The organism is Cytobacillus purgationiresistens, from assembly GCF_030813235.1.
GTDB lineage: Bacteria > Bacillota > Bacilli > Bacillales > Cytobacillaceae > Cytobacillus > Cytobacillus purgationiresistens.
Genome location: NZ_JAUSUB010000025.1, coordinates 12633 through 35053 on the forward strand (window position 1 = coordinate 12633; position 22421 = coordinate 35053).

A 22421-nucleotide genomic window follows, 5' to 3' on the forward strand; every position below is an offset into this window, starting at 1 on the left:
CTCTGTCGTAAATGACAGAGGCGCTTTTTGGTTTTTAAAGGGGAGTATTTTTGTCGGAAATAACGAAAAGTGTATGTGATTCTCACTGATTTATTCTAATTATCCTTAAGTAGATAGTCCTGCTGTCAGTGAGGTACTGTCATTCCATTTCCCAGAAAATATTATAGGGGGAAAATGAAAAGCAGCAATAAAGGAGGGGAGATTGGTATGTTTAAGAGAATGAAGGAAGATATTGATGTTGTATTCGAACAAGATCCTGCAGCTAGAAGCATGTTCGAAGTCGTTTTAACCTACTCGGGATTGCACTCGATTTGGGCACATCGAATCGCGCATGCATTATATAAAAATAAGTTCTTTTTCCTGGCGCGGGCTACTTCTCAAATCAGCCGATTCTTTACAGGTATTGAAATCCATCCCGGTGCAAAAATCGGACGGCGCTTTTTCATTGATCATGGAATGGGCGTGGTGATTGGAGAGACTTGCGAGATCGGCGATAATGTCACTGTGTACCAGGGTGTGACATTAGGCGGAACGGGTAAAGAAAAAGGAAAGCGGCATCCAACGATTAAGGATAATGCCTTGATTGCAACTGGGGCTAAGGTGCTTGGTTCGATTACAATTGGGGAAAACTCTAAAGTAGGAGCAGGATCAGTTGTCCTTCATGATGTACCACCTAACTCAACAGTAGTTGGCATTCCTGGGAAAGTGAAAATCAGGGATGGGGTAAAGGTAGCGAAGGATTTAAACCATACAGACTTGCCTGATCCAATAGCCGATCGATTCAAGGAGCTTGAAAAAGAGCTGAAAGCAATGAAGGTTGAAGTAGAACAGATGAGGAATGAAAGGGGCCAAATTTAATGGCGATTCAGTTATATAATACGCTTTCGAGAAAGAAAGAACCGTTTATTCCCCTTGAAGAAGGGAAAGTAAAAATGTATGTGTGTGGACCGACTGTTTATAACTATATTCATATAGGGAATGCTCGTCCTCCTATCGTATTTGACACAGTGAGAAGATATCTTGAGTATCGCGGCTACGATGTGAATTACGTGTCAAATTTCACAGATGTGGATGATAAATTAATACGCACGGCTAAAGAACTAGGTGAAGAAGTACCGGAAATAGCGGAAAGATTTATTGATGCCTATTTTGAAGATGTGTCTGCACTTGGCTGCAAACGAGCGGATGTCCACCCAAGAGTAACAGGTAATATGGATATTATTATTGAGTTTATCCAGACATTGATTGATAAAGGATATGCCTATGAATCTGAAGGTGATGTGTATTATCATACACGTAAATTTGAAGGATATGGCAAGCTTTCACATCAATCGATTGATGAATTAAAAATCGGGACGCGTATCGCTATCGGCGAGAAGAAGCAGGATGCGCTTGATTTTGTATTGTGGAAAACAGCAAAAGAAGGCGAAATTAAGTGGGATAGCCCATGGGGAGAAGGACGACCTGGATGGCATATCGAGTGCTCAGCAATGGCGAAGAAGTATTTAGGCGAAACGATTGATATTCACGCAGGCGGACAGGACCTTTCCTTCCCGCATCATGAAAATGAGATTGCTCAATCTGAAGCTTTAACAGGAAAAACCTTTGCTCGCTATTGGATGCATAATGGCTATATCAATATTGATAATGAGAAGATGTCCAAATCGCTCGGAAACTTTGTGCTTGTTCATGACATTATTAAGAATCATGACCCTAAAGTATTGAGATTCTTTATGCTTTCTGTACACTATCGTAACCCGATAAACTATAGCGAAGAATTGCTTGAAAATACACGTGCTGGCTTGGAAAGGATTAAAGCATCCTATGAAAACTTGCAGCACCGTAAAGAGGCAAGTGCAAATTTAACAGATAATAATCAAGAATGGCTAGACAAAATCATTAAGCTTGAGCAACAGTTCATCGATGAAATGGATGATGATTTTAATACAGCGAATGCCATTTCTGTACTATTTGAGCTCTCTAAAGTAGCCAATTATTATTTAATGGAAAAGAATACAGCTGTTGTTGTAATTGATGCCTTTATTAAGCAATTTGAAAGCTTCTTTGATATCCTTGGCTTAACGCTTGATGGAGCGGATGGCGAGTTATTGGATGAAGAAATTGAAGCGCTTCTAGAGCAAAGAATTCAAGCCCGTAAAGACCGGAATTTCCAACTGGCTGACCAAATTCGTGATAGGCTGAAAGAGATGGATATCATCTTGGAAGATACAGCACAAGGCACGAGATGGAAAAGAGGCTAATGGAATGCTTCACTATAATAAAAAAATTGATCCCAAACAATTAAACAGTCTCGCCCTTGCCTATATGGGCGATGCTGTTTTTGAAAATTATGTTCGGCATGAATTGATACAAAAGGGCAGTGTGCGTCCGAATTTGCTCCATAAAGAGGCGACTCGCTATGTTTCTGCCAAAGCGCAGGCAAAGGTCATACATGCCATGCTGGATGGAGACAATTTATCTGAAGAAGAAAGGGCTGTAGTCAGAAGAGGCAGAAATGCAAAATCTGGAACGGTCCCAAAAAACACCGATGTGCAAACATATCGTTATAGCACTGCCTTCGAAGCTTTAATCGGTTATCTATACTTATCAGACAGACTGGAAAGACTGGAAGAAATCGTTGTACAAGCATTTGAATGGATCGAAGGAAGAAAGGGGGAAATGAAAAATGAGTCATGACTTTATTATTGGCAAAAACCCGGTGATTGAAGCGTTGAAATCGGAGAGGGATATTAATAAAATCCTGATTGCTGAGGGCTCGCAAGGAGGGCAAATGCAACAGGTGATTGGACTCGCAAAAAGCGCAGGCGTTCTTGTACAGTTTGTACCTAAGAAAAAGCTGGACCAGATGGAGATCGGTAATCATCAAGGTGTTGCAGCACAAGTAGCTGCCTATCAATATGCGGAGGTGGATGATTTATTCGCCCTTGCAGAAAAGAGAAATGAAGCGCCTTTCTTTTTGCTGCTGGATGAAATTGAAGACCCGCATAATCTAGGTTCAATCATGCGAACAGCGGATGCATCAGGTGCACATGGCATTATTATTCCTAAACGTCGTGCGGTAGGGCTGACTGCAACCGTTGCAAAGGCATCTACAGGGGCAATTGAGTATATTCCAGTAGCGCGCGTAACGAATATGGCTAGAACAATTGATGAATTAAAAGAGAGAGGTGTCTGGATTGCAGGTACAGATGCCAGTGGTAAGCAAGACTTCCGCCAGCTTGATGGTACAATGCCGATTGGGCTAGTCATTGGAAGTGAGGGAAAAGGCATGGGGCGTCTTATTAGAGATAAGTGTGATTTCCTCATTAGCTTGCCAATGGCAGGCAAAGTAACCTCTCTCAATGCATCTGTTGCGGCAGCTCTTCTTATGTACGAGGTTTACCGAAAACGTTCTCCGATTGAGGGATAGAAATGGATATCCTTCTTGTCGATGGATATAACATTATCGGTGCCTGGCCGGAACTACGGGAATTGAAAAATACAGACTTAGAAGCTGCAAGAGATCGACTCATAGAAAAGATGGCGGAATACCAAGGGTATTCCGGCTATCGAGTCATTGTTGTTTTTGATGCACACTTTGTAAAAGGAACTGAACGAAAAATTAAGAATTACAATGTTGAGGTTATTTTTACCCGTACAAATGAAACAGCGGATGAGCGGATTGAAAAGCTGGCGATTGATTTAAGCGATATTAGGACGCAAATTCATGTGGCAACCTCTGATTTTACTGAACAGCGTGTTATATTTGGACAGGGTGCATTAAGAAAATCAGCACGGGAATTATTAATTGAAATGAACCATGTTGACAATCAAATAGGCAAAAAGGTAAAAAAAACACAGGAAAATAAACCAGTGTCAAAAATCCCATTAAGTGCAGAAGTAGCGGAAATTTTCGAAAAATGGCGTCGTGAGAAGTAATCGGGCAGTTGACGCTGGAAAAACGACTACTGTATAATATTGCTATCCATGCTTGTACGGTCGGGGGGATCCTAGTGAGTACTGACTTCAAGACAACGGCTGAAAATCACGCAATATTCTTTCAGCTAGAAGATGAGGAATTGATTGAATTAGTCCATAAAGGCGAAAGTGAAGCGCTAGATTATTTGATTCATAAGTATCGAAATTTTGTGCGAGCCAAGGCAAGATCATATTTTCTAATTGGTGCTGATAAGGAAGATATTGTACAGGAAGGCATGATTGGTTTGTATAAAGCCATTCGTGATTACAAGGAGGACAAGCTATCCTCTTTTAAGGCATTTGCTGAGCTGTGTATTACAAGACAAATTATCACTGCAATCAAAACAGCAACAAGGCAAAAGCATATTCCGTTGAACTCCTATGTTTCATTGGACAAGCCCATCTATGATGAAGAATCGGATCGGACATTAATGGATATCATTTCCGGTGCGAAGGTTATGGATCCTGAAGAGCTTATTATCAATCAGGAAGAATTTGATCACATTGAAGTGAAGATGTCAGAGCTTTTAAGTGATCTCGAAAGAAAAGTGTTGGCTCTTTATTTAGACGGTCAGTCCTATCAAGAAATTTCAGAAGAGTTAAACCGTCATGTGAAGTCAATCGATAATGCACTGCAGAGAGTAAAGAGAAAGCTAGAAAGATATTTGGAAGTGCGGGAATTTTCTTTATAATGTACGAATGGTTAAACGCCATTCTATTTATATTATTTTTTCGTCCCAGCTTCCACGCATCATGAACGTTTCACTTTTATAGTGAAGTGTTGTTGTTTTTTGCAGTTATTGACATCGACAATTGTCCATGTTAGAGTTTTAATGGCATAAAAGTAGACATGGTAGGTGTAGATAAATGCCGAAGAAAATAGCTTTAGCTTGTGTTGAATGCGGTTCTAGAAACTACTCAACTACAAGTAATAAAGAATCTGAAAGACTAGAATTGAAAAAGTTTTGCAGCACATGCAGTGCACATACGATCCATCGTGAAACAAAATAATATTTATATAGATTTATTTTTTCTGATCTCAGAAAAGTCCTTGAGGATATCATTCGGGGGGATGAGTTCTAGTTTAAAGGTGCTTTCTGTTGAAGGATATATCTCTTGAAGTTGGGGGTTACGAAATGCGACGCATCGTGAATTTTTTCCGTGAAGTTGGACGAGAAATGAAAAAGGTCAGCTGGCCGACTCGTAAAGAGTTAACGAAGTATACAATTACTGTTTTAGTTGTTGTACTCTTCTTTACGCTGTTCTTCATGGTCATTGATCTAGGTATTTCTGAATTGATTCGTTTTATTCTTGAATAACCCCTGAGTTTCCATGGTATAATGGAGAATAACACAGGAAACATTTGCGAAGCCCGGAAACGGGTTTTTTCATTTGGTAAAAAAAGTGGAAGCCGCGTAATTAGGAGTGAGAAGCTTAAAACATTGAGCCCCTAATGATGAAGCTAGACTTTTTAAAGTCTTATTAAATAATAAATGATTACAGGGAGGGAAGGACGAATAAGTCCCCTTTGAATGGAAAAAAATTGGTATGTTGTTCATACGTACTCTGGTTATGAAAATAAAGTTAAGGCAAACCTAGAGAAGCGTGTTGAATCTATGGCGATGCAGGATAAGATCTTTCGAGTGATTGTACCTGAAGAGGAAGAAACAGATATTAAAAATGGTAAAAAGAAAATCGTAAAGCGTAAAGTATTCCCTGGTTATGTGTTAGTGGAAATTGTGATGACAGATGACTCGTGGTATGTTGTACGAAATACGCCAGGTGTGACAGGTTTCGTAGGTTCAGCTGGTTCAGGCTCTAAGCCAACCCCATTATTACCTGAGGAAGTCGATGTAATCCTTAAGCGCATGGGTGTGGAAGAAAGGCGCATGGATGTTGATTTTGAAATCGGTGAGACAGTACAGGTAAACGAAGGACCATTTGCGAACTTTACTGGATCGATTGAAGAAATTGACAAAGATAAAGCGAAAATCAAAGTGCTAGTCAATATGTTTGGAAGAGATACGCCTGTTGAACTTGATTTTTCTCAAATAGAAAAAATATAACGATTTTCACTACTTTATAAGATGTAAGGTTGGAAGAAACGTATAGATGATGGGTGTCCCTCCTATATTTTTGAAAAAAACTTGAAATCATCTTTGAAAAGTGATAATATTTCATAGGTCAGTATGTCTCAGACAAGAGACCGGACATTTGATATCGTTCTTTATCTTTATATAAAGAATATAAGTTGAGTGGGAGGGATATTTCCCTATTACCACATCACGGACTTTAAGGAGGTGTGTCTCGTGGCTAAAAAAGTAATCAAACTTGTTAAATTGCAAATCCCTGCAGGTAAAGCGAACCCAGCACCACCAGTTGGTCCTGCACTAGGTCAAGCCGGTGTTAATATCATGGGATTCTGTAAGGAATTTAATGCGCGCACAGCTGAACAAGCTGGCTTAATCATTCCTGTTGAAATTACGGTTTTTGAAGACCGTTCATTTACATTTATTACGAAAACTCCACCCGCTGCAGTTTTACTTAAAAAAGCAGCTGGAATTGAGTCTGGTTCTGGTGAACCAAACCGTAATAAAGTAGCAACAGTCAAGCGTGACAAGGTACGCGAGATTGCTGAAACAAAAATGCCTGATCTAAACGCAGCAAGCGTCGAAGCTGCTATGCGTATGGTTGAAGGTACTGCACGCAGCATGGGTATTGTTATCGAAGACTAATGCTATGCAGAGAGTTATGTTGTTTCATGGGGGTTGCGATGCTGAATTTGGTTCACTCGCAACCTTTATGCTGTTCGGCTCCGACGTCTTAGCGGCACGAGGTCATCGATTAGCTTTAGGCTAATCTGCTCTCTGTCGGGGTTGTGTATTAGACGTCGGCCTTTCAGCGTGGGAGGTTATTCCGCTAAAACCACATTCAAGGAGGAAATTAAAATGGCTAAAAAAGGTAAGAAGTATATAGAGGCTGCTAAACTTGTAGACAGCACAAAAGCTTACCCAGTTGCAGAAGCAATTGCTCTTGCAAAGAAAACAAACTTTGCTAAATTTGATGCAACTGTTGAAGTAGCATTCCGTTTAGGCGTAGATCCTAAGAAAGCAGACCAACAAATTCGTGGTGCAGTTGTACTACCGAATGGTACTGGTAAAACTCAACGTGTTCTTGTATTCGCTAAAGGCGAAAAAGCAAAAGAAGCTGAAGCTGCTGGAGCTGACTTCGTAGGTGATTCAGAATACATCACTAAAATCACTCAAGGCTGGTTCGATTTCGATGTAATCGTTGCTACACCTGACATGATGGGTGAAGTTGGTAAACTTGGTCGCGTTTTAGGACCTAAAGGTTTAATGCCAAACCCTAAAACAGGAACAGTTACTTTCGATGTTGAAAAAGCTGTGAATGAAATTAAAGCAGGTAAAGTTGAATACCGTGTTGAAAAAGCTGGTAACATCCACGTTCCAATCGGTAAAGTATCATTTGAAGACGAAAAACTTGTTGAAAACTTCAACACTATTTTCGATACAATGATGAAAGCAAAACCTGCAGCTGCAAAAGGAACTTACATGAAGAATGTTTCTGTAACAACTACAATGGGACCTGGCGTAAAAGTCGACTCATCATCAGCAGCTACAAAATAATCGCTCTCATATCCATTAATTGGATGAGTAAGCATTTTGAAAAACATTGACAATACAAAATACATTAAGTAAAATGTATTTTGTTGTGAAAATAAAATAACCATTTGTACCGTAGACAGCAGGTGCTAACTTAGCTTAATTCCCTGCCGAGGTCATACGATAGATTTATATGCTTTTACAAGCTATTGTATACTTCCTCCATGTCTATGACAGACGTGGAGGTTTTTTGTTGAGAAGTGTCATTTTTGCACTTATCTGGCCTAAAGCGGTATGAATGCAGAAATCTATAGGAGGTGTAAAGATGAGCAGCGTTATCGAACAAAAGCAGCAAATCGTAGAAGAAATTACTGGCAAATTCAAAGCGAGTCTATCAACAGTAGTTGTTGATTACCGTGGACTAACTGTTTCTGAAGTTACAGAACTTCGTAAACAATTACGTGAAGCAGGTATTGAATTCAAAGTATATAAAAACTCTATGACTCGCCGTGCAGCTGAATCTGCTGAACTTGCAGGTTTAAGTGAATTCCTAACTGGTCCAAATGCAATTGCATTCAGCACAGAGGACGTCGTAGCTCCAGCTAAAATCCTTAACGATTTTGCTAAAAAGCACGAAGCACTTGAAATTAAAGCAGGTGTCATCGAAGGAAACATCGCAACTGTAGAAGAAGTGAAAGCTCTTGCTGAACTTCCATCTCGCGAAGGTCTTCTTTCTATGCTACTCAGCGTACTTCAAGCACCAATTCGCAATCTTGCTCTTGCAACAAAAGCTGTTGCAGATCAAAAAGAAGAACAAGGCGCGTAAGTTAACTTTAGCGTCAAACTAATAGAACCTAACAAAATTTAAGGAGGAAATATTATCATGACTAAAGAACAAATCATTGAAGCAGTTAAAAGTATGACTGTTTTAGAACTTAACGACTTAGTAAAAGCAATCGAAGAAGAATTCGGAGTAACTGCTGCAGCTCCTGTAGCTGTTATGGGTGGAGCTGCTGGTGGAGACGCTGCAGCTGAAAAAACTGAATTTGATGTAATCCTTACTTCTGCAGGAGATCAAAAAATCAAAGTTATCAAAGCTGTTCGTGAAATCACAGGTCTTGGACTTAAAGAAGCGAAAGAAGTTGTTGATAACACTCCAAAAGCTATTAAAGAAGGCATCTCTAAAGACGAAGCTGAAGAACTTAAAGCTAAACTTGAAGAAGTTGGAGCTGGCGTAGAAGTTAAGTAATATATGATAAAAAAAGCCCGCTTTTTAAAGCGGGCTTTTTTTTGAAAGATAAGAAAGTATAAATTCTTCAATTAGAATAATGTCTAGCGCAAGCGTTTTATCGCCTATCAAACTTCAGGCATCCTCACTAAGATAAGTCAACATCGGTTCGCTCACGCACACCGTGTATCCTTTATCGAAAGAACAAGCCCTTCTACGTTTGTGAGGAGATGACCAAGGCGCCCCGCGCTTTTCTTACTAATATGCAATTGTTTTGGCTATGCTTAAAAGAAAGCCCTCGTACATTCTTCATTATCAATCTTTCCTAAACGGAGGTGAAAAACATGTCTGAACACTATTACTCCCAAACACAAAAAGTTGAAAGCAACCCAAAGACTTGGAGCTTTACGCTCAGAAACCGTTCATTTCGTTTTAAAACCGATAATGGTGTATTTTCAAAAGGCGATGTAGATTATGGCTCAAAGCTTTTAATTGAAACATTTGAAATTCCTGAATCTCAAGGTGATCTTCTGGATGTGGGCTGTGGATACGGACCTATTGGCCTTTCGATGGCCTCTATAATGGAGGATCGGACTATTCATATGGTGGATGTGAACACGCGTGCCTTAGGACTTGCAAAAGAAAATGCAGAATTAAATGCGATAAAAAATGTGCGGATCTATGAAAGTGACAAGCTTGAAGGTGTAAAAGGGAATAAATTTGCAGCTATTCTAACGAACCCGCCTATTAGGGCAGGAAAGAAAACAGTACACGAAATTTTTGAACAAAGCTATGATTGTTTAATTAAAGGCGGAGAGCTGTGGGTTGTGATTCAAAAGAAGCAAGGAGCACCATCTGCCATAGAAAAACTAGAGCAATTATTCAGTGAAGTAGAGACAGTTGTGAAGAAAAAAGGGTATTTTATTTTAAAAGGAAAAAAAGATTGACTTGACTTTTTCGCTATGTTAGTATTGTAAAATGCCAACATATTATACTCCCAATATAAACTAATTTTATTCCATTTGTATAAAATTGGATGTGTTGGGAAAAATAATAAAAGAATAGTCGTAATGCGGAAATGTGGTTTTTGACGTAAAAACCCTTTTTCTTTTTGTCTGATTGAGTGTGTGAAATTCCGAGGGTTAGATTTACTCTGACGCCGTGGCTAATCCCAAGAAAAAGGCTTTTTATATGTATGGGGTGAATGAAGCACAGCTTGAATTTACGATATGTCTAGCTCTAACGTCAATCCTCTCTCGTAAGGGCTTCACTTAGTTGCGGGCGGGAATCCGCAGTGTAATGGACGGTCTATTTAGATAACTTGAGAAGGAACGTTTTCAGCTTTTCAAAATAATAACGCTTGATTTGAGGGGTGAATCAGTTGACAGGTCAACTAGTTCAGTATGGACGACACCGCCAACGTAGAAGTTACGCACGAATCAGTGAAGTTTTAGAATTACCAAATCTAATCGAAATCCAAACCTCTTCTTATCAATGGTTTCTTGATGAGGGTTTAAGAGAAATGTTTCATGATATTTCTCCGATTGAAGACTTTACTGGTAATTTGTCGCTTGAATTTATTGATTACAGCCTTGGCGAGCCAAAATATTCAGTTGAGGAAACAAAAGAACGAGATGTTACATATTCTGCACCGTTGCGTGTGAAAGTGCGTCTTGTAAACAAAGAGACAGGCGAAGTCAAAGACCAGGATGTCTTTATGGGTGACTTCCCGCTTATGACAGAAACAGGTACCTTCGTGATTAACGGAGCGGAGCGTGTTATTGTTTCGCAGCTAGTGCGTTCTCCGAGCGTATACTATAGCGGCAAACTTGATAAAAACGGCAAAAAAGGCTTCACCGCTACCGTCATTCCGAACCGCGGCGCTTGGCTGGAATATGAAACAGATGCCAAAGACGTCGTATACGTTAGAATAGATCGTACTCGGAAACTGCCCGTTACGGTTCTTTTGCGTGCACTTGGGTTCGGCTCTGATCAAGAGATCATCGATTTGATTGGAGATAATGAGTACATTCGGAATACGCTTGAAAAAGATAATACTGAAGGTACTGATAAAGCTTTACTTGAGATTTATGAGCGATTGCGTCCGGGCGAGCCTCCTACAGTTGAAAATGCTAAAAGTTTATTAGTTTCAAGGTTCTTTGACCCGAAACGTTATGATTTAGCTAATGTAGGACGCTATAAGATTAACAAAAAGCTTCATATTAAAAATAGACTATTTGGTCAAAGAATTGCGGAAAACTTAGTTGATCCTGAAACTGGAGAAATTATTGTTGAAAAAGGCACTTTGCTTGATCGCCGTACTTTAGACCGAATCATCCCTAACCTAGAGAAAAACGTTGGTTTTAAAAACGTAAGCCTTATCGGTGGGGTTGTAAATGATGACGTAGAACTTCAATCTATTAAAATCTATGCGCCGAATGAAGATGGAGAAAAAGAAATCAATGTAATCGGTAATGCTTATGTAGAAGAATCAGTGAAAAACATTGCACCTTCAGATATCATTGCTTCAATCAGTTATTTCTTTGACCTTCTTCATGGAGTGGGCGATACAGATGATATCGACCATCTTGGTAATAGACGTCTGCGTTCTGTTGGTGAGCTGTTGCAAAACCAATTCCGTATCGGACTTTCAAGAATGGAACGTGTTGTTCGTGAAAGAATGTCTATTCAAGATACAAACACCATTACACCTCAGCAGTTAATTAATATTCGACCGGTTATCGCGTCAATTAAAGAGTTCTTCGGAAGCTCCCAATTATCACAGTTCATGGATCAAACAAATCCATTAGCTGAATTGACTCATAAACGTCGTCTTTCTGCATTAGGACCCGGTGGATTAACACGTGAACGTGCTGGATTTGAAGTGCGTGACGTTCACTATTCCCACTATGGCCGTATGTGTCCGATTGAAACACCAGAGGGTCCAAACATCGGGCTGATTAACTCACTTTCATCATTTGCGAAGGTCAACCGTTTTGGCTTTATTGAAACGCCATACCGTCGAATTGATCCTGAAACTGGAAAAGTGACTTCGCGCATCGACTATTTAACAGCCGATGAAGAGGATAACTATGTTGTCGCACAAGCGAATGTCCTTCTTGATGATGATGGATCATTCCTTGAAGAAGAAGTTGTTGCTCGTTTCAAAGGGGAAAATACTGTTGTAATGCGTGATCGCGTCGATTACATGGATGTATCACCGAAGCAGGTTGTATCTGCTGCGACTGCATGTATTCCATTCTTAGAAAATGATGACTCCAACCGTGCCCTTATGGGAGCGAACATGCAACGTCAAGCTGTTCCTTTAATGCAACCGGAAGCACCAAGAGTTGGAACTGGTATGGAATATGTATCAGGTAAAGACTCAGGTGCCGCTGTAATTTGTAAACATGAAGGTATCGTTGAACATGTTGAGGCGAGAGAAGTATGGGTTCGCAGAGTGAAAGAAGTAGATGGTCAAGAAGTAAAAGGTGACCTAGATAAATATAGAATGCTTAAATTTATTCGTTCTAACCAAGGTACTTGCTATAACCAACGTCCAATCGTTGCTGTTGGAAACCGTGTAACCAAAGGTGAAATCCTGGCTGACGGTCCTTCAATGGAACTTGGAGAATTGGCATTGGGTCGTAACGTACTAGTAGCCTTCATGACATGGGACGGATATAACTACGAGGATGCGATCATCATGAGTGAGCGCCTCGTTAAAGATGATGTATATACATCCATCCACATCGAAGAATATGAATCAGAATCCCGTGATACAAAATTAGGACCTGAGGAAATCACACGTGATATTCCGAATGTTGGTGAGGATGCGCTTCGCAATTTAGATGAGCGCGGCATTATCCGCACAGGTGCTGAAGTAAAAGATGGTGACTTGCTTGTAGGTAAAGTAACACCTAAGGGAGTAACTGAATTAACAGCTGAAGAAAGACTTCTTCATGCGATCTTCGGTGAGAAGGCGCGTGAGGTTCGTGATACTTCACTTCGTGTTCCTCATGGCGGAGGCGGAATCGTTCTTGATGTTAAAGTCTTCAATCGCGAAGATGGAGACGAACTGCCACCTGGTGTAAATCAGCTTGTACGTGTGTACATTGTACAGAAACGTAAAATCTCTGAAGGAGATAAAATGGCTGGACGTCATGGTAACAAAGGTGTAATTTCTCGTATTCTTCCTGAAGAAGATATGCCTTATTTACCGGATGGCACACCAGTTGATATCATGTTAAACCCGTTGGGCGTACCGTCTCGTATGAACATTGGACAGGTGCTTGAACTGCATCTTGGAATGGCTGCGAGAGCGTTGGGCATACATGTCGCTTCACCAGTATTTGATGGAGCAAATGAAGAAGACGTTTGGGAAACAATTGAAGAAGCTGGCATGGCTCGTGATGCTAAGACTGTTCTTTATGATGGTCGCTCAGGAGAGCCGTTTGACAACCGTGTATCAGTTGGAGTCATGTATATGATCAAACTTGCTCACATGGTTGACGATAAGTTACATGCTCGTTCTACAGGACCATACTCTCTAGTTACGCAACAGCCATTGGGCGGTAAAGCTCAATTTGGTGGACAACGTTTCGGTGAGATGGAGGTTTGGGCACTCGAAGCCTATGGTGCAGCATACACACTTCAAGAAATCTTAACTGTTAAATCAGATGATGTTGTTGGACGTGTGAAAACATACGAATCAATCGTCAAAGGCGAGAATGTTCCAGAACCAGGCGTTCCAGAATCATTCAAAGTATTGATCAAAGAACTTCAAAGCTTAGGTATGGATGTAAAAATTCTATCAGGCGATGAAAAAGAGATAGAAATGCGCGATATGGATGATGAGGAAGATCTTCAACAAGCGGAGTCTTTAACCATTGCTCCAGAAGCAAAAGAAGCAGAATCAGAAAAAGTAGCTACAAAGGAATAACATATAAAGTAGGAGGGCAGTGATGCCCTCCCTTCCAAATCAATGATTTGGATAAATGTGACTGGCACCCAAACTGCTGAACAAGAGAGCAACGGGTGAAACCTTTAGATCAAAAGGGAGGTAGGCCCCTTGTTAGATGTAAACAATTTTGAGTATATGAAAATAGGTCTTGCTTCACCGGATAAAATTCGCTCATGGTCACATGGTGAGGTAAAAAAACCAGAAACGATTAACTATCGTACATTAAAGCCAGAAAAAGACGGTTTGTTCTGTGAACGTATTTTTGGACCTACAAAAGACTGGGAATGTCATTGTGGGAAGTATAAACGAGTACGTTATAAAGGTGTTGTCTGTGACCGATGTGGAGTTGAAGTAACGCGTGCAAAAGTACGTCGTGAAAGAATGGGTCATATTGAGCTAGCTGCACCTGTATCTCATATTTGGTATTTCAAAGGTATTCCTAGCCGTATGGGTCTTGTTCTGGATATGTCACCTCGTGCTTTAGAAGAAGTCATTTATTTCGCTTCTTACGTGGTAACAGAATCTGGTGATACAGCGTTAGAAAAGAAACAGCTGTTATCTGAAAAAGAATATCGTGCATATCGCGAAAAGTACGGTAATAAATTCCAAGCATCTATGGGTGCGGAATCTATTAAAAAACTTTTATCTGATATCGATTTAAATAAAGAAGTAGACATTTTAAAAGAAGAATTAAAAACAGCTCAAGGGCAACGTCGTACGCGTGCGATTAAACGACTTGAAGTTCTAGAAGCTTTCCGTGGATCAGGCAATGAGCCTGATTGGATGATTCTTGATGTATTACCGGTTATCCCACCTGAGCTTCGCCCGATGGTACAGCTTGATGGTGGTCGCTTTGCGACATCGGATTTGAATGACCTTTACCGTCGTGTCATCAACCGTAACAATCGTTTAAAACGACTTTTGGATCTTGGTGCGCCAAGCATCATCGTTCAAAATGAAAAGCGTATGCTTCAAGAAGCAGTGGATGCTTTAATCGATAATGGCCGTCGTGGTCGCCCTGTAACTGGACCAGGTAACCGTCCATTGAAATCATTGTCACACATGCTAAAAGGTAAACAAGGACGTTTCCGTCAAAACTTACTAGGTAAGCGTGTTGACTATTCAGGTCGTTCCGTTATCGTCGTTGGTCCGAATTTGAAAATGTATCAATGTGGTCTTCCTAAAGAAATGGCACTTGAGTTATTCAAGCCTTTCGTTATGAAGGAACTTGTTGAAAAAGGTTTGGCTCATAATATCAAATCTGCTAAACGTAAAATTGAAAGAGTGCAGCCGGAAGTATGGGATGTTTTAGAAAGTGTAATTAAAGAACATCCAGTTTTACTTAACCGTGCCCCTACTCTCCATAGATTAGGAATTCAGGCGTTCGAGCCTACATTGGTAGAGGGTCGTGCGATTCGCCTTCACCCGCTAGTATGTACAGCATATAACGCGGACTTTGATGGTGACCAAATGGCTGTCCATGTACCGCTATCATCTGAAGCACAAGCTGAAGCGCGTCTATTGATGTTAGCAGCTCAGAACATCTTGAACCCGAAAGATGGTAAACCAGTTGTTACACCATCACAGGATATGGTTTTAGGTAACTATTACCTAACGATGGAAAGAGAAAATGCTGTAGGCGAAGGTATGATCTTCAACGACACAAGCGAAGCATTGCTTGCATACCAAAACGGATATGTTCATTTGCATACGAGAGTAGCCGTACATGCTGGATCATTAAATAATGAAACATTTACAGAAGAGCAAAACAAACAACTATTGATTACTACTGTTGGTAAGCTTGTCTTCAATGAAATCTTGCCTGAAACATTCCCGTACATCAATGAGCCTACAAAAGAAAATCTTGAAGAAGAGACACCTAAGAAATACTTCGTTGAAAAAGGAACGAATATTCCAGCTACCATTGGTGAAATGCCATTAATTGATCCGTTTAAGAAAAAGATTCTTGGTAACATCATTGCGGAAGTATTTAAACGTTTCAAAATTACTGAAACATCAAAAATGCTTGACCGTATGAAAAACCTTGGATTCAAACATTCTACAAAAGCGGGTATTACAGTTGGTGTAGCTGACATCGTCGTATTAGGTGAAAAAGAAGAAATCATCCATGAAGCACAGCAAAAAGTGGATAATGTCATGAAACAATTCAGACGTGGTCTTATTACTGAGGATGAGCGCTATGAAAGAGTCATCTCTATCTGGAGTGCAGCCAAAGATATTATCCAATCCAAGCTGATGAAGTCATTAGATAAATCCAACCCAATCTTCATGATGAGTGATTCCGGTGCCCGTGGTAACGCATCTAACTTTACACAGTTAGCTGGTATGCGTGGTCTGATGGCCAACCCGGCTGGACGTATTATTGAATTACCGATTAAATCAAGTTTCCGTGAAGGTCTTACAGTACTCGAATACTTCATCTCGACACATGGTGCGCGTAAAGGTCTTGCCGATACCGCTCTTAAAACAGCTGACTCAGGTTACTTAACTCGTAGACTTGTTGATGTTGCACAAGATGTAATTATTCGTGATGATGATTGTGGAACAGACCGCGGATTGTTGATTTCTTCCTTGAAGGATGGCACAGAAATCATTGAAAGTCTGGAAGAACGTCTAATTGGGCGCTATGCAAGAAGATTAATTAAACATCCAGAAACAAAAGAAGTGATTGTAGCTGAGAACGATTTAATTACTGAAGATTTATCTGCTGAGGTTATTGCTTCAGGTATTGAAGAAGTATGGATTCGTTCTGCATTTACATGTAACACACGCCACGGAGTATGTAAGAAATGTTATGGTCGCAACTTAGCAACTGGTCAAGAAGTTGAAGTTGGTGAAGCAGTTGGTATCATAGCTGCCCAATCAATTGGTGAGCCAGGAACACAGTTGACGATGCGTACATTCCATACAGGTGGGGTTGCCGGAGACGATATTACACAAGGTCTTCCGCGTATCCAAGAGATTTTCGAAGCGCGTAATCCGAAAGGTCAAGCGGTTATCTCTGAGATTGCCGGAACAGTCGTTGGTATTAACGAAGGACGCGACCGCCAGCATGAAATCGTTATTCAAGGTGAAGTGGAGTCACGTACTTACACTGCGCCATATACGGGCCGTATGAAGGTAGCGATAAATGATGAAGTGGAACGTGGTCAAGAGCTTACAGAAGGTTCTATTGACCCGAAAGAATTAATTAAAGTAAAAGATGTAACAGCTGTTCAAGAATATCTGTTACGTGAAGTACAAAAAGTTTACCGTATGCAAGGGGTTGAAATTGGTGATAAGCACGTAGAAGTAATGGTACGCCAAATGCTTCGTAAAGTACGTGTCATTGATGCTGCTGAGACAGATGTACTTCCAGGTACACTGCTTGACATCCATCAATTCACTGACGCCAACGAAAAAGCGCTCCTGGCAGGAAAACTACCTGCAACAGGCCGTCCAGTCTTGCTTGGTATTACTAAAGCATCTCTTGAAACAGATTCCTTCTTATCTGCAGCATCATTCCAAGAAACAACAAGAGTTCTTACAGATGCAGCGATTAAAGGAAAACGTGATGAGCTTCTAGGCTTGAAAGAGAATGTTATCATTGGTAAGCTTATTCCAGCTGGAACAGGAATGCAGCGTTATCGCAGAGCAGAGCCATTTACAAAAGATGAAACAGTAGAAGAATCTGTTACTGTAGAATAATCAATAGTGATGCGGCACTTGCTGAATGACTTCAGGAAGTGCCGTGTTTCATGATTTTAATATTAAATACATTTTGTCTGTTGACATCTTAATATGAATGATGTTACTATAGCAAAGGTGCTCCTATTAACTGGATACTTTGGAGGATGTAACGATGTCTTATGAAAAAGTATTGCAGGCTAAAGATATTATAGTAGGAACAAAGCAATCAGTGAAAGCTCTAAAACAAGGAATTGTACATGAAGTAGTCATTGCAAATGATTCCGACCTTAAGGTTAAAAGAATGATTGAAAGTGCTGCTGATGAATGTGAAGTTCCCATTACGTACGTTGATTCGATGAAAAAACTCGGAAAAGCTTGCGGGATTGAAGTTGGTGCTGCAGCTGTTGCTATAATTAATTAAAAACTGTTTTTGTAGATGCAGATCTGCAAGGACGTTGTTTTTTGCTTTAAGATGAACCACCTGGATGTGTGGGCTTACATGAAGAGATGAAGGGAGGAAAAATCAAATGCCAACTATTAACCAATTAGTGCGCAAGCCTCGTAAAACTAAAGAGGAGAAGTCAAAATCTCCAGCTTTAAATAAAGGCTATAACAGCTTCAAGAAAGTACAAACTGATGTATCATCACCACAAAAACGCGGTGTATGTACTCGTGTAGGTACAATGACTCCAAAGAAACCGAACTCAGCATTACGTAAATATGCACGTGTTCGTTTAACTAACGGAATCGAAGTCAATGCTTATATTCCTGGTATTGGACATAACCTGCAAGAACACAGTGTAGTATTAATCCGCGGCGGACGTGTAAAGGATTTACCAGGGGTACGTTACCACATCGTTCGTGGTGCGCTTGATACTGCTGGTGTGAACAATCGTATGCAAAGCCGTTCTAAATACGGTGCGAAACGCCCTAAACCAGCGAAAAAATAATTTAACACTAAAAAATAACCTTTTTTGAAAGGAGGAAATATTACATGCCACGTAAAGGTCCTGTAGCAAAAAGAGACGTATTACCGGATCCGATTTATAACTCAAAGCTAGTTAGCCGTCTAATCAACAAAATGATGACTGATGGTAAGAGAGGTAAATCACAAGCGATCCTTTATTCAGCATTTGACATCATTAATGAGCGTTCTGGAAAAGAGCCAATGGAAGTTTTCGATCAAGCGCTTAAAAACATCATGCCTGTACTTGAAGTAAGAGCACGCCGTGTAGGTGGAGCTAACTATCAAGTACCAGTTGAGGTGCGCCCTGATCGTCGTACGACATTAGGTCTTCGTTGGTTAGTTAACTATTCTCGTCTTCGTGGTGAGAAAACGATGGAAGAGCGTTTAGCTAACGAAATTCTTGATGCAGCTAATAACACTGGTGCATCAGTTAAGAAACGTGAAGATACGCACAAAATGGCAGAAGCAAACAAAGCGTTTGCTCACTACCGCTGGTAAGATTAGCGGTTTACTAATAAAAATCATTCCCATACTAGGAAGGAGAAAGACCCAATGGCAAGAGAGTTCTCCTTAGATAATACTCGTAATATCGGTATCATGGCTCATATTGATGCTGGTAAGACAACTACAACAGAGCGTGTACTCTATTACACAGGCCGTATCCATAAAATTGGAGAAACTCACGAAGGTGCTTCTCAAATGGACTGGATGGAACAAGAGCAAGAGCGTGGAATTACAATCACTTCCGCTGCTACCACTGCTCAATGGAAAGGCCATCGCGTCAACATCATTGACACACCTGGACACGTAGACTTCACGGTTGAAGTTGAACGTTCACTTCGTGTTCTTGATGGAGCTGTTGCAGTATTGGATGCTCAATCTGGTGTTGAGCCTCAAACTGAAACAGTTTGGCGTCAAGCAACAACTTACGGTGTACCACGCGTGGTATTTGTAAACAAAATGGATAAACTAGGTGCGGATTTCTTGTATTCATTGAAGACAATTCATGATCGTTTACAAGCAAATGCAGCTGCTATTCAATTGCCAATCGGTGCTGAAGATGAATTCGAAGGCATCATTGATCTTATTGAAATGAAAGCTACGTTCTACGGTAATGACTTAGGTACTGATATCGAAGAACGTGAAATCCCTGCTGAATACATGGATCAGGCTGAAGAATACCGTGAAAAACTAATTGAAGCGGTTGCTGAACTTGATGAAGATTTAATGGAGAAATACCTTGGCGGAGAAGAGATCTCTAATGATGAGCTTAAAGCTGCAATCCGTAAAGGTACTGTAAACGTTGAATTCTATCCTGTAATCTGTGGTTCTGCCTTCAAAAACAAAGGTGTACAAAAAATGCTTGATGCAGTAATTGCATATCTTCCATCTCCGTTAGATGTACCTTCAATTAAAGGTACAATTCCGGATACAGAAGATGAAGTAACTCGTCCTTCAAGTGACGACGCGCCATTCTCTGCACTTGCATTTAAAGTAATGACTGACCCTTATGTTGGTAAGCTGACTTTCTTCCGTGTGTACTCTGGTACATTAAACTCAGGATCTTATGTACAAAACTCTACTAAAGGTAAGCGTGAGCGCGTAGGACGTATCCTTCAAATGCATGCTAACTCTCGTGAAGAGATTTCTGTTGTTCACGCTGGAGATATCGCTGCAGCGGTAGGTCTTAAAGACACTACTACTGGTGATACACTTTGTGATGAAAAAGACCTGGTTATCCTTGAGTCTATGGAATTCCCAGAGCCGGTTATTCAATTGTCTATCGAGCCTAAATCTAAGGCTGACCAAGATAAAATGACAACTGCTCTTCAAAAACTCCAAGAAGAAGATCCTACCTTCCGTGCGCATACTGACCAAGAAACTGGCCAGGTAATTATCGCAGGTATGGGTGAGCTTCACCTTGATATCCTAGTTGACCGTATGCGTCGTGAATTTAAAGTGGAAGCTAACGTTGGTGCTCCTCAAGTTGCCTATCGTGAAACTTTCCGTGCTTCAGCAAATGTTGAAGGTAAATTTGCACGTCAATCTGGTGGACGTGGACAATTCGGACACGTTTGGATTGAATTCTCTCCAAACGAAGAAGGAAAAGGTTTTGAATTTATTAACGGTATCGTTGGTGGTGTTGTTCCACGTGAATACATCCCTGCTGTACAAGCTGGTTTAGTAGATGCCCTTGATAGAGGTGTTCTTGCTGGCTATCCGTTAGTTGATATCAAAGCTAGACTATTTGACGGATCTTATCATGATGTTGACTCATCTGAAATGGCGTTCAAAATTGCCGCTTCAATGGCACTTAAAAACGCTGCTTCTAAATGTAGCCCAGTCATTCTTGAGCCGGTGATGAAAATTGAAGTAATCATGCCTGAAGAATACCTTGGAGATATCATGGGTAATATTACATCACGTCGTGGTCGTGTAGAAGGTATGGAAGCTCGCGGAAATGCGCAAGTTGTTCGTGCTATGGTACCACTTTCTGAAATGTTCGGATATGCAACTTCACTTCGTTCTAGCACACAAGGACGCGGAGTGTTCTCAATGCATTTCGATCACTATGAAGAAGTACCTAAATCGATTTCAGAAGAAATCATCAAAAAAAATAAAGGTGAATAATTGATTTTACCTTTTTATTCGAGTATAACTACTATTGTAAGTAACAAGGCTTCGGAAAGTATTAACGATCCGAAGCCAATCAAATACTTAATCTTTTAAAATTAAAGGAGGATTTTTCAAATGGCTAAAGAAAAATTTGACCGTTCAAAACCCCATGTTAACATCGGAACTATCGGACACGTTGACCATGGTAAAACTACTTTAACAGCAGCAATCACAACTGTACTTGCGAAAGCAGGCGGCGGTGAAGCTCGCGGATATGACCAAATCGACGCAGCTCCAGAAGAGCGTGAGCGTGGAATCACTATCTCAACTGCACACGTTGAGTACGAAACAACAAACCGTCACTATGCACACGTTGACTGCCCAGGACATGCTGACTATGTTAAAAACATGATCACTGGTGCTGCTCAAATGGATGGTGGGATCCTAGTTGTATCTGCAGCTGATGGCCCAATGCCACAAACTCGTGAGCACATCCTTCTTTCTCGTCAAGTAGGTGTACCTTACCTTGTTGTATTCATGAACAAATGTGACATGGTAGACGATGAAGAGCTTCTTGAATTAGTAGAAATGGAAGTTCGCGACCTTCTTACTGAATATGAGTTCCCTGGTGATGACATTCCTGTAATCAAAGGTTCAGCTCTAAGAGCTCTTGAAGGAGATGCTGCTTGGGAAGAAAAAATCAACGAGCTTATGGCTGCTGTTGATGAGTATATCCCAACACCAACTCGTGATACTGAAAAACCATTCATGATGCCAATTGAGGATGTATTCTCAATCACTGGTCGTGGTACTGTTGCTACAGGTCGTGTAGAGCGTGGACAAGTTAAAGTCGGTGACGTTGTTGACATCACTGGTTTCACTGAAGAGCCAAAACCTACAACTGTAACAGGTGTTGAAATGTTCCGTAAGCTTCTTGATTATGCAGAAGCTGGAGATAACATCGGTGCACTACTTCGTGGTGTTGCTCGTGAAGATATCCAACGTGGGCAAGTACTTGCTAAGCCAGGTACTATCAACCCTCATACAAAATTTAAAGCTGAAGTATATGTTCTTTCAAAAGAAGAGGGTGGACGTCATACTCCATTCTTCACAAACTACCGTCCACAGTTCTACTTCCGTACAACTGATGTAACTGGTATTTGTAATCTTCCTGATGGTGTTGAAATGGTTATGCCTGGAGACAACATCGAAATGAACGTTGAGCTTATCGCTCCAATCGCTATCGAAGAAGGTACTAAATTCTCTATCCGTGAGGGTGGACGTACTGTAGGCGCTGGCGTAGTTGCTACTATCGTTGAATAATTAACTTTTAATAACCTGAAGGGGACGCCTTTC

21 protein-coding genes and 2 other annotated features (1 of these 23 only partly in view) are annotated in these 22421 nt (G+C 40.6%); all 21 genes read left to right on the forward strand.

The window, feature by feature from the left end; translation table 11 throughout:
- Positions 1 to 7, forward strand: a binding site (T-box leader) (it extends 247 nt beyond the left edge of the window).
- Positions 8 to 207: 200 nt separating this feature from the next.
- The 21 genes from cysE (at position 208) to tuf (ending at position 22388) form a co-directional block, all read left to right on the forward strand.
- Entirely contained in the window at positions 208 to 858 is a 651-nt protein-coding gene (cysE, locus tag J2S17_RS21465) for a serine O-acetyltransferase (RefSeq protein ID WP_307477931.1), read from the forward strand.
- Entirely contained in the window at positions 858 to 2261 is a 1404-nt protein-coding gene (gene cysS / locus J2S17_RS21470) for a cysteine--tRNA ligase (RefSeq protein ID WP_307477933.1), read from the forward strand. The genes cysE and cysS overlap by 1 nt, the downstream gene beginning before the upstream one ends.
- A 4-nt stretch (positions 2262 to 2265) precedes the next feature.
- Positions 2266 to 2697 (forward strand): Mini-ribonuclease 3, encoded by a 432-nt coding sequence (locus tag J2S17_RS21475; protein WP_307477934.1) that lies wholly within the window; start codon positions 2266 to 2268, stop codon positions 2695 to 2697.
- Positions 2687 to 3430, forward strand: coding sequence for a 23S rRNA (guanosine(2251)-2'-O)-methyltransferase RlmB (gene rlmB / locus J2S17_RS21480; RefSeq protein ID WP_307477936.1), 744 nt, complete (start codon positions 2687 to 2689; stop codon positions 3428 to 3430). The genes J2S17_RS21475 and rlmB overlap by 11 nt, the downstream gene beginning before the upstream one ends.
- Before the next feature lie 2 nt (positions 3431 to 3432).
- Positions 3433 to 3939, forward strand: coding sequence for an NYN domain-containing protein (locus tag J2S17_RS21485; RefSeq protein WP_307477938.1), 507 nt, complete (start codon positions 3433 to 3435; stop codon positions 3937 to 3939).
- A gap of 8 nt (positions 3940 to 3947) precedes the next feature.
- Positions 3948 to 4670, forward strand: coding sequence for an RNA polymerase sporulation sigma factor SigH (gene sigH, locus J2S17_RS21490; protein ID WP_307477940.1), 723 nt, complete (start codon positions 3948 to 3950; stop codon positions 4668 to 4670).
- Between the two features lie 175 nt (positions 4671 to 4845).
- Complete coding sequence (rpmG, locus tag J2S17_RS21495; RefSeq protein ID WP_307477941.1) at positions 4846 to 4989, forward strand: 50S ribosomal protein L33; 144 nt, start codon at positions 4846 to 4848, stop codon at positions 4987 to 4989.
- Between the two features lie 125 nt (positions 4990 to 5114).
- The gene (secE, locus tag J2S17_RS21500; protein WP_307477943.1) at positions 5115 to 5297 is read left to right on the forward strand and encodes a preprotein translocase subunit SecE; all 183 of its coding nucleotides are present in this window, start codon (positions 5115 to 5117) and stop codon (positions 5295 to 5297) included.
- Positions 5298 to 5510: 213 nt separating this feature from the next.
- Entirely contained in the window at positions 5511 to 6044 is a 534-nt protein-coding gene (gene nusG, locus J2S17_RS21505) for a transcription termination/antitermination protein NusG (RefSeq protein ID WP_307477945.1), read from the forward strand.
- Between the two features lie 243 nt (positions 6045 to 6287).
- On the forward strand, positions 6288 to 6713 hold the full coding sequence (rplK, locus tag J2S17_RS21510; RefSeq protein WP_009336545.1) for a 50S ribosomal protein L11: 426 nt from the start codon (positions 6288 to 6290) through the stop codon (positions 6711 to 6713).
- Between the two features lie 213 nt (positions 6714 to 6926).
- Positions 6927 to 7625 carry a 50S ribosomal protein L1 gene (gene rplA, locus J2S17_RS21515; protein ID WP_307477947.1) on the forward strand — a complete coding sequence of 233 codons (699 nt, stop codon included), beginning with the start codon at positions 6927 to 6929 and terminating at the stop codon, positions 7623 to 7625.
- Between the two features lie 91 nt (positions 7626 to 7716).
- Positions 7717 to 7862, forward strand: a sequence feature (ribosomal protein L10 leader region).
- 64 nt (positions 7863 to 7926) lie between these two features.
- Positions 7927 to 8427, forward strand: coding sequence for a 50S ribosomal protein L10 (rplJ, locus tag J2S17_RS21520; protein WP_307477948.1), 501 nt, complete (start codon positions 7927 to 7929; stop codon positions 8425 to 8427).
- Positions 8428 to 8484: 57 nt separating this feature from the next.
- A complete protein-coding gene (rplL, locus tag J2S17_RS21525) occupies positions 8485 to 8850 on the forward strand; it encodes a 50S ribosomal protein L7/L12 (RefSeq protein WP_307477950.1) in 366 nt (121 codons plus the stop codon).
- A gap of 323 nt (positions 8851 to 9173) precedes the next feature.
- Positions 9174 to 9776: a class I SAM-dependent methyltransferase gene (locus tag J2S17_RS21530; protein ID WP_307477952.1), complete on the forward strand. Its 603-nt coding sequence runs from the start codon at positions 9174 to 9176 to the stop codon at positions 9774 to 9776.
- A 434-nt stretch (positions 9777 to 10210) separates the two neighbouring features.
- On the forward strand, positions 10211 to 13771 hold the full coding sequence (rpoB, locus tag J2S17_RS21535) for a DNA-directed RNA polymerase subunit beta (RefSeq protein ID WP_307477953.1): 3561 nt from the start codon (positions 10211 to 10213) through the stop codon (positions 13769 to 13771).
- 129 nt (positions 13772 to 13900) lie between these two features.
- The gene (gene rpoC / locus J2S17_RS21540; protein WP_307477955.1) at positions 13901 to 17500 is read left to right on the forward strand and encodes a DNA-directed RNA polymerase subunit beta'; all 3600 of its coding nucleotides are present in this window, start codon (positions 13901 to 13903) and stop codon (positions 17498 to 17500) included.
- 154 nt (positions 17501 to 17654) lie between these two features.
- Complete coding sequence (locus tag J2S17_RS21545) at positions 17655 to 17903, forward strand: 50S ribosomal protein L7ae-like protein (RefSeq protein ID WP_307477956.1); 249 nt, start codon at positions 17655 to 17657, stop codon at positions 17901 to 17903.
- 106 nt (positions 17904 to 18009) lie between these two features.
- Entirely contained in the window at positions 18010 to 18432 is a 423-nt protein-coding gene (gene rpsL, locus J2S17_RS21550; RefSeq protein ID WP_307477958.1) for a 30S ribosomal protein S12, read from the forward strand.
- Positions 18433 to 18476: 44 nt separating this feature from the next.
- The gene (gene rpsG, locus J2S17_RS21555; protein ID WP_307477960.1) at positions 18477 to 18947 is read left to right on the forward strand and encodes a 30S ribosomal protein S7; all 471 of its coding nucleotides are present in this window, start codon (positions 18477 to 18479) and stop codon (positions 18945 to 18947) included.
- Between the two features lie 54 nt (positions 18948 to 19001).
- Positions 19002 to 21080: an elongation factor G gene (gene fusA, locus J2S17_RS21560; RefSeq protein WP_307477962.1), complete on the forward strand. Its 2079-nt coding sequence runs from the start codon at positions 19002 to 19004 to the stop codon at positions 21078 to 21080.
- A 120-nt stretch (positions 21081 to 21200) separates the two neighbouring features.
- Positions 21201 to 22388: an elongation factor Tu gene (tuf, locus tag J2S17_RS21565; RefSeq protein WP_307477963.1), complete on the forward strand. Its 1188-nt coding sequence runs from the start codon at positions 21201 to 21203 to the stop codon at positions 22386 to 22388.
- Positions 22389 to 22421 lie beyond the last annotated feature (33 nt).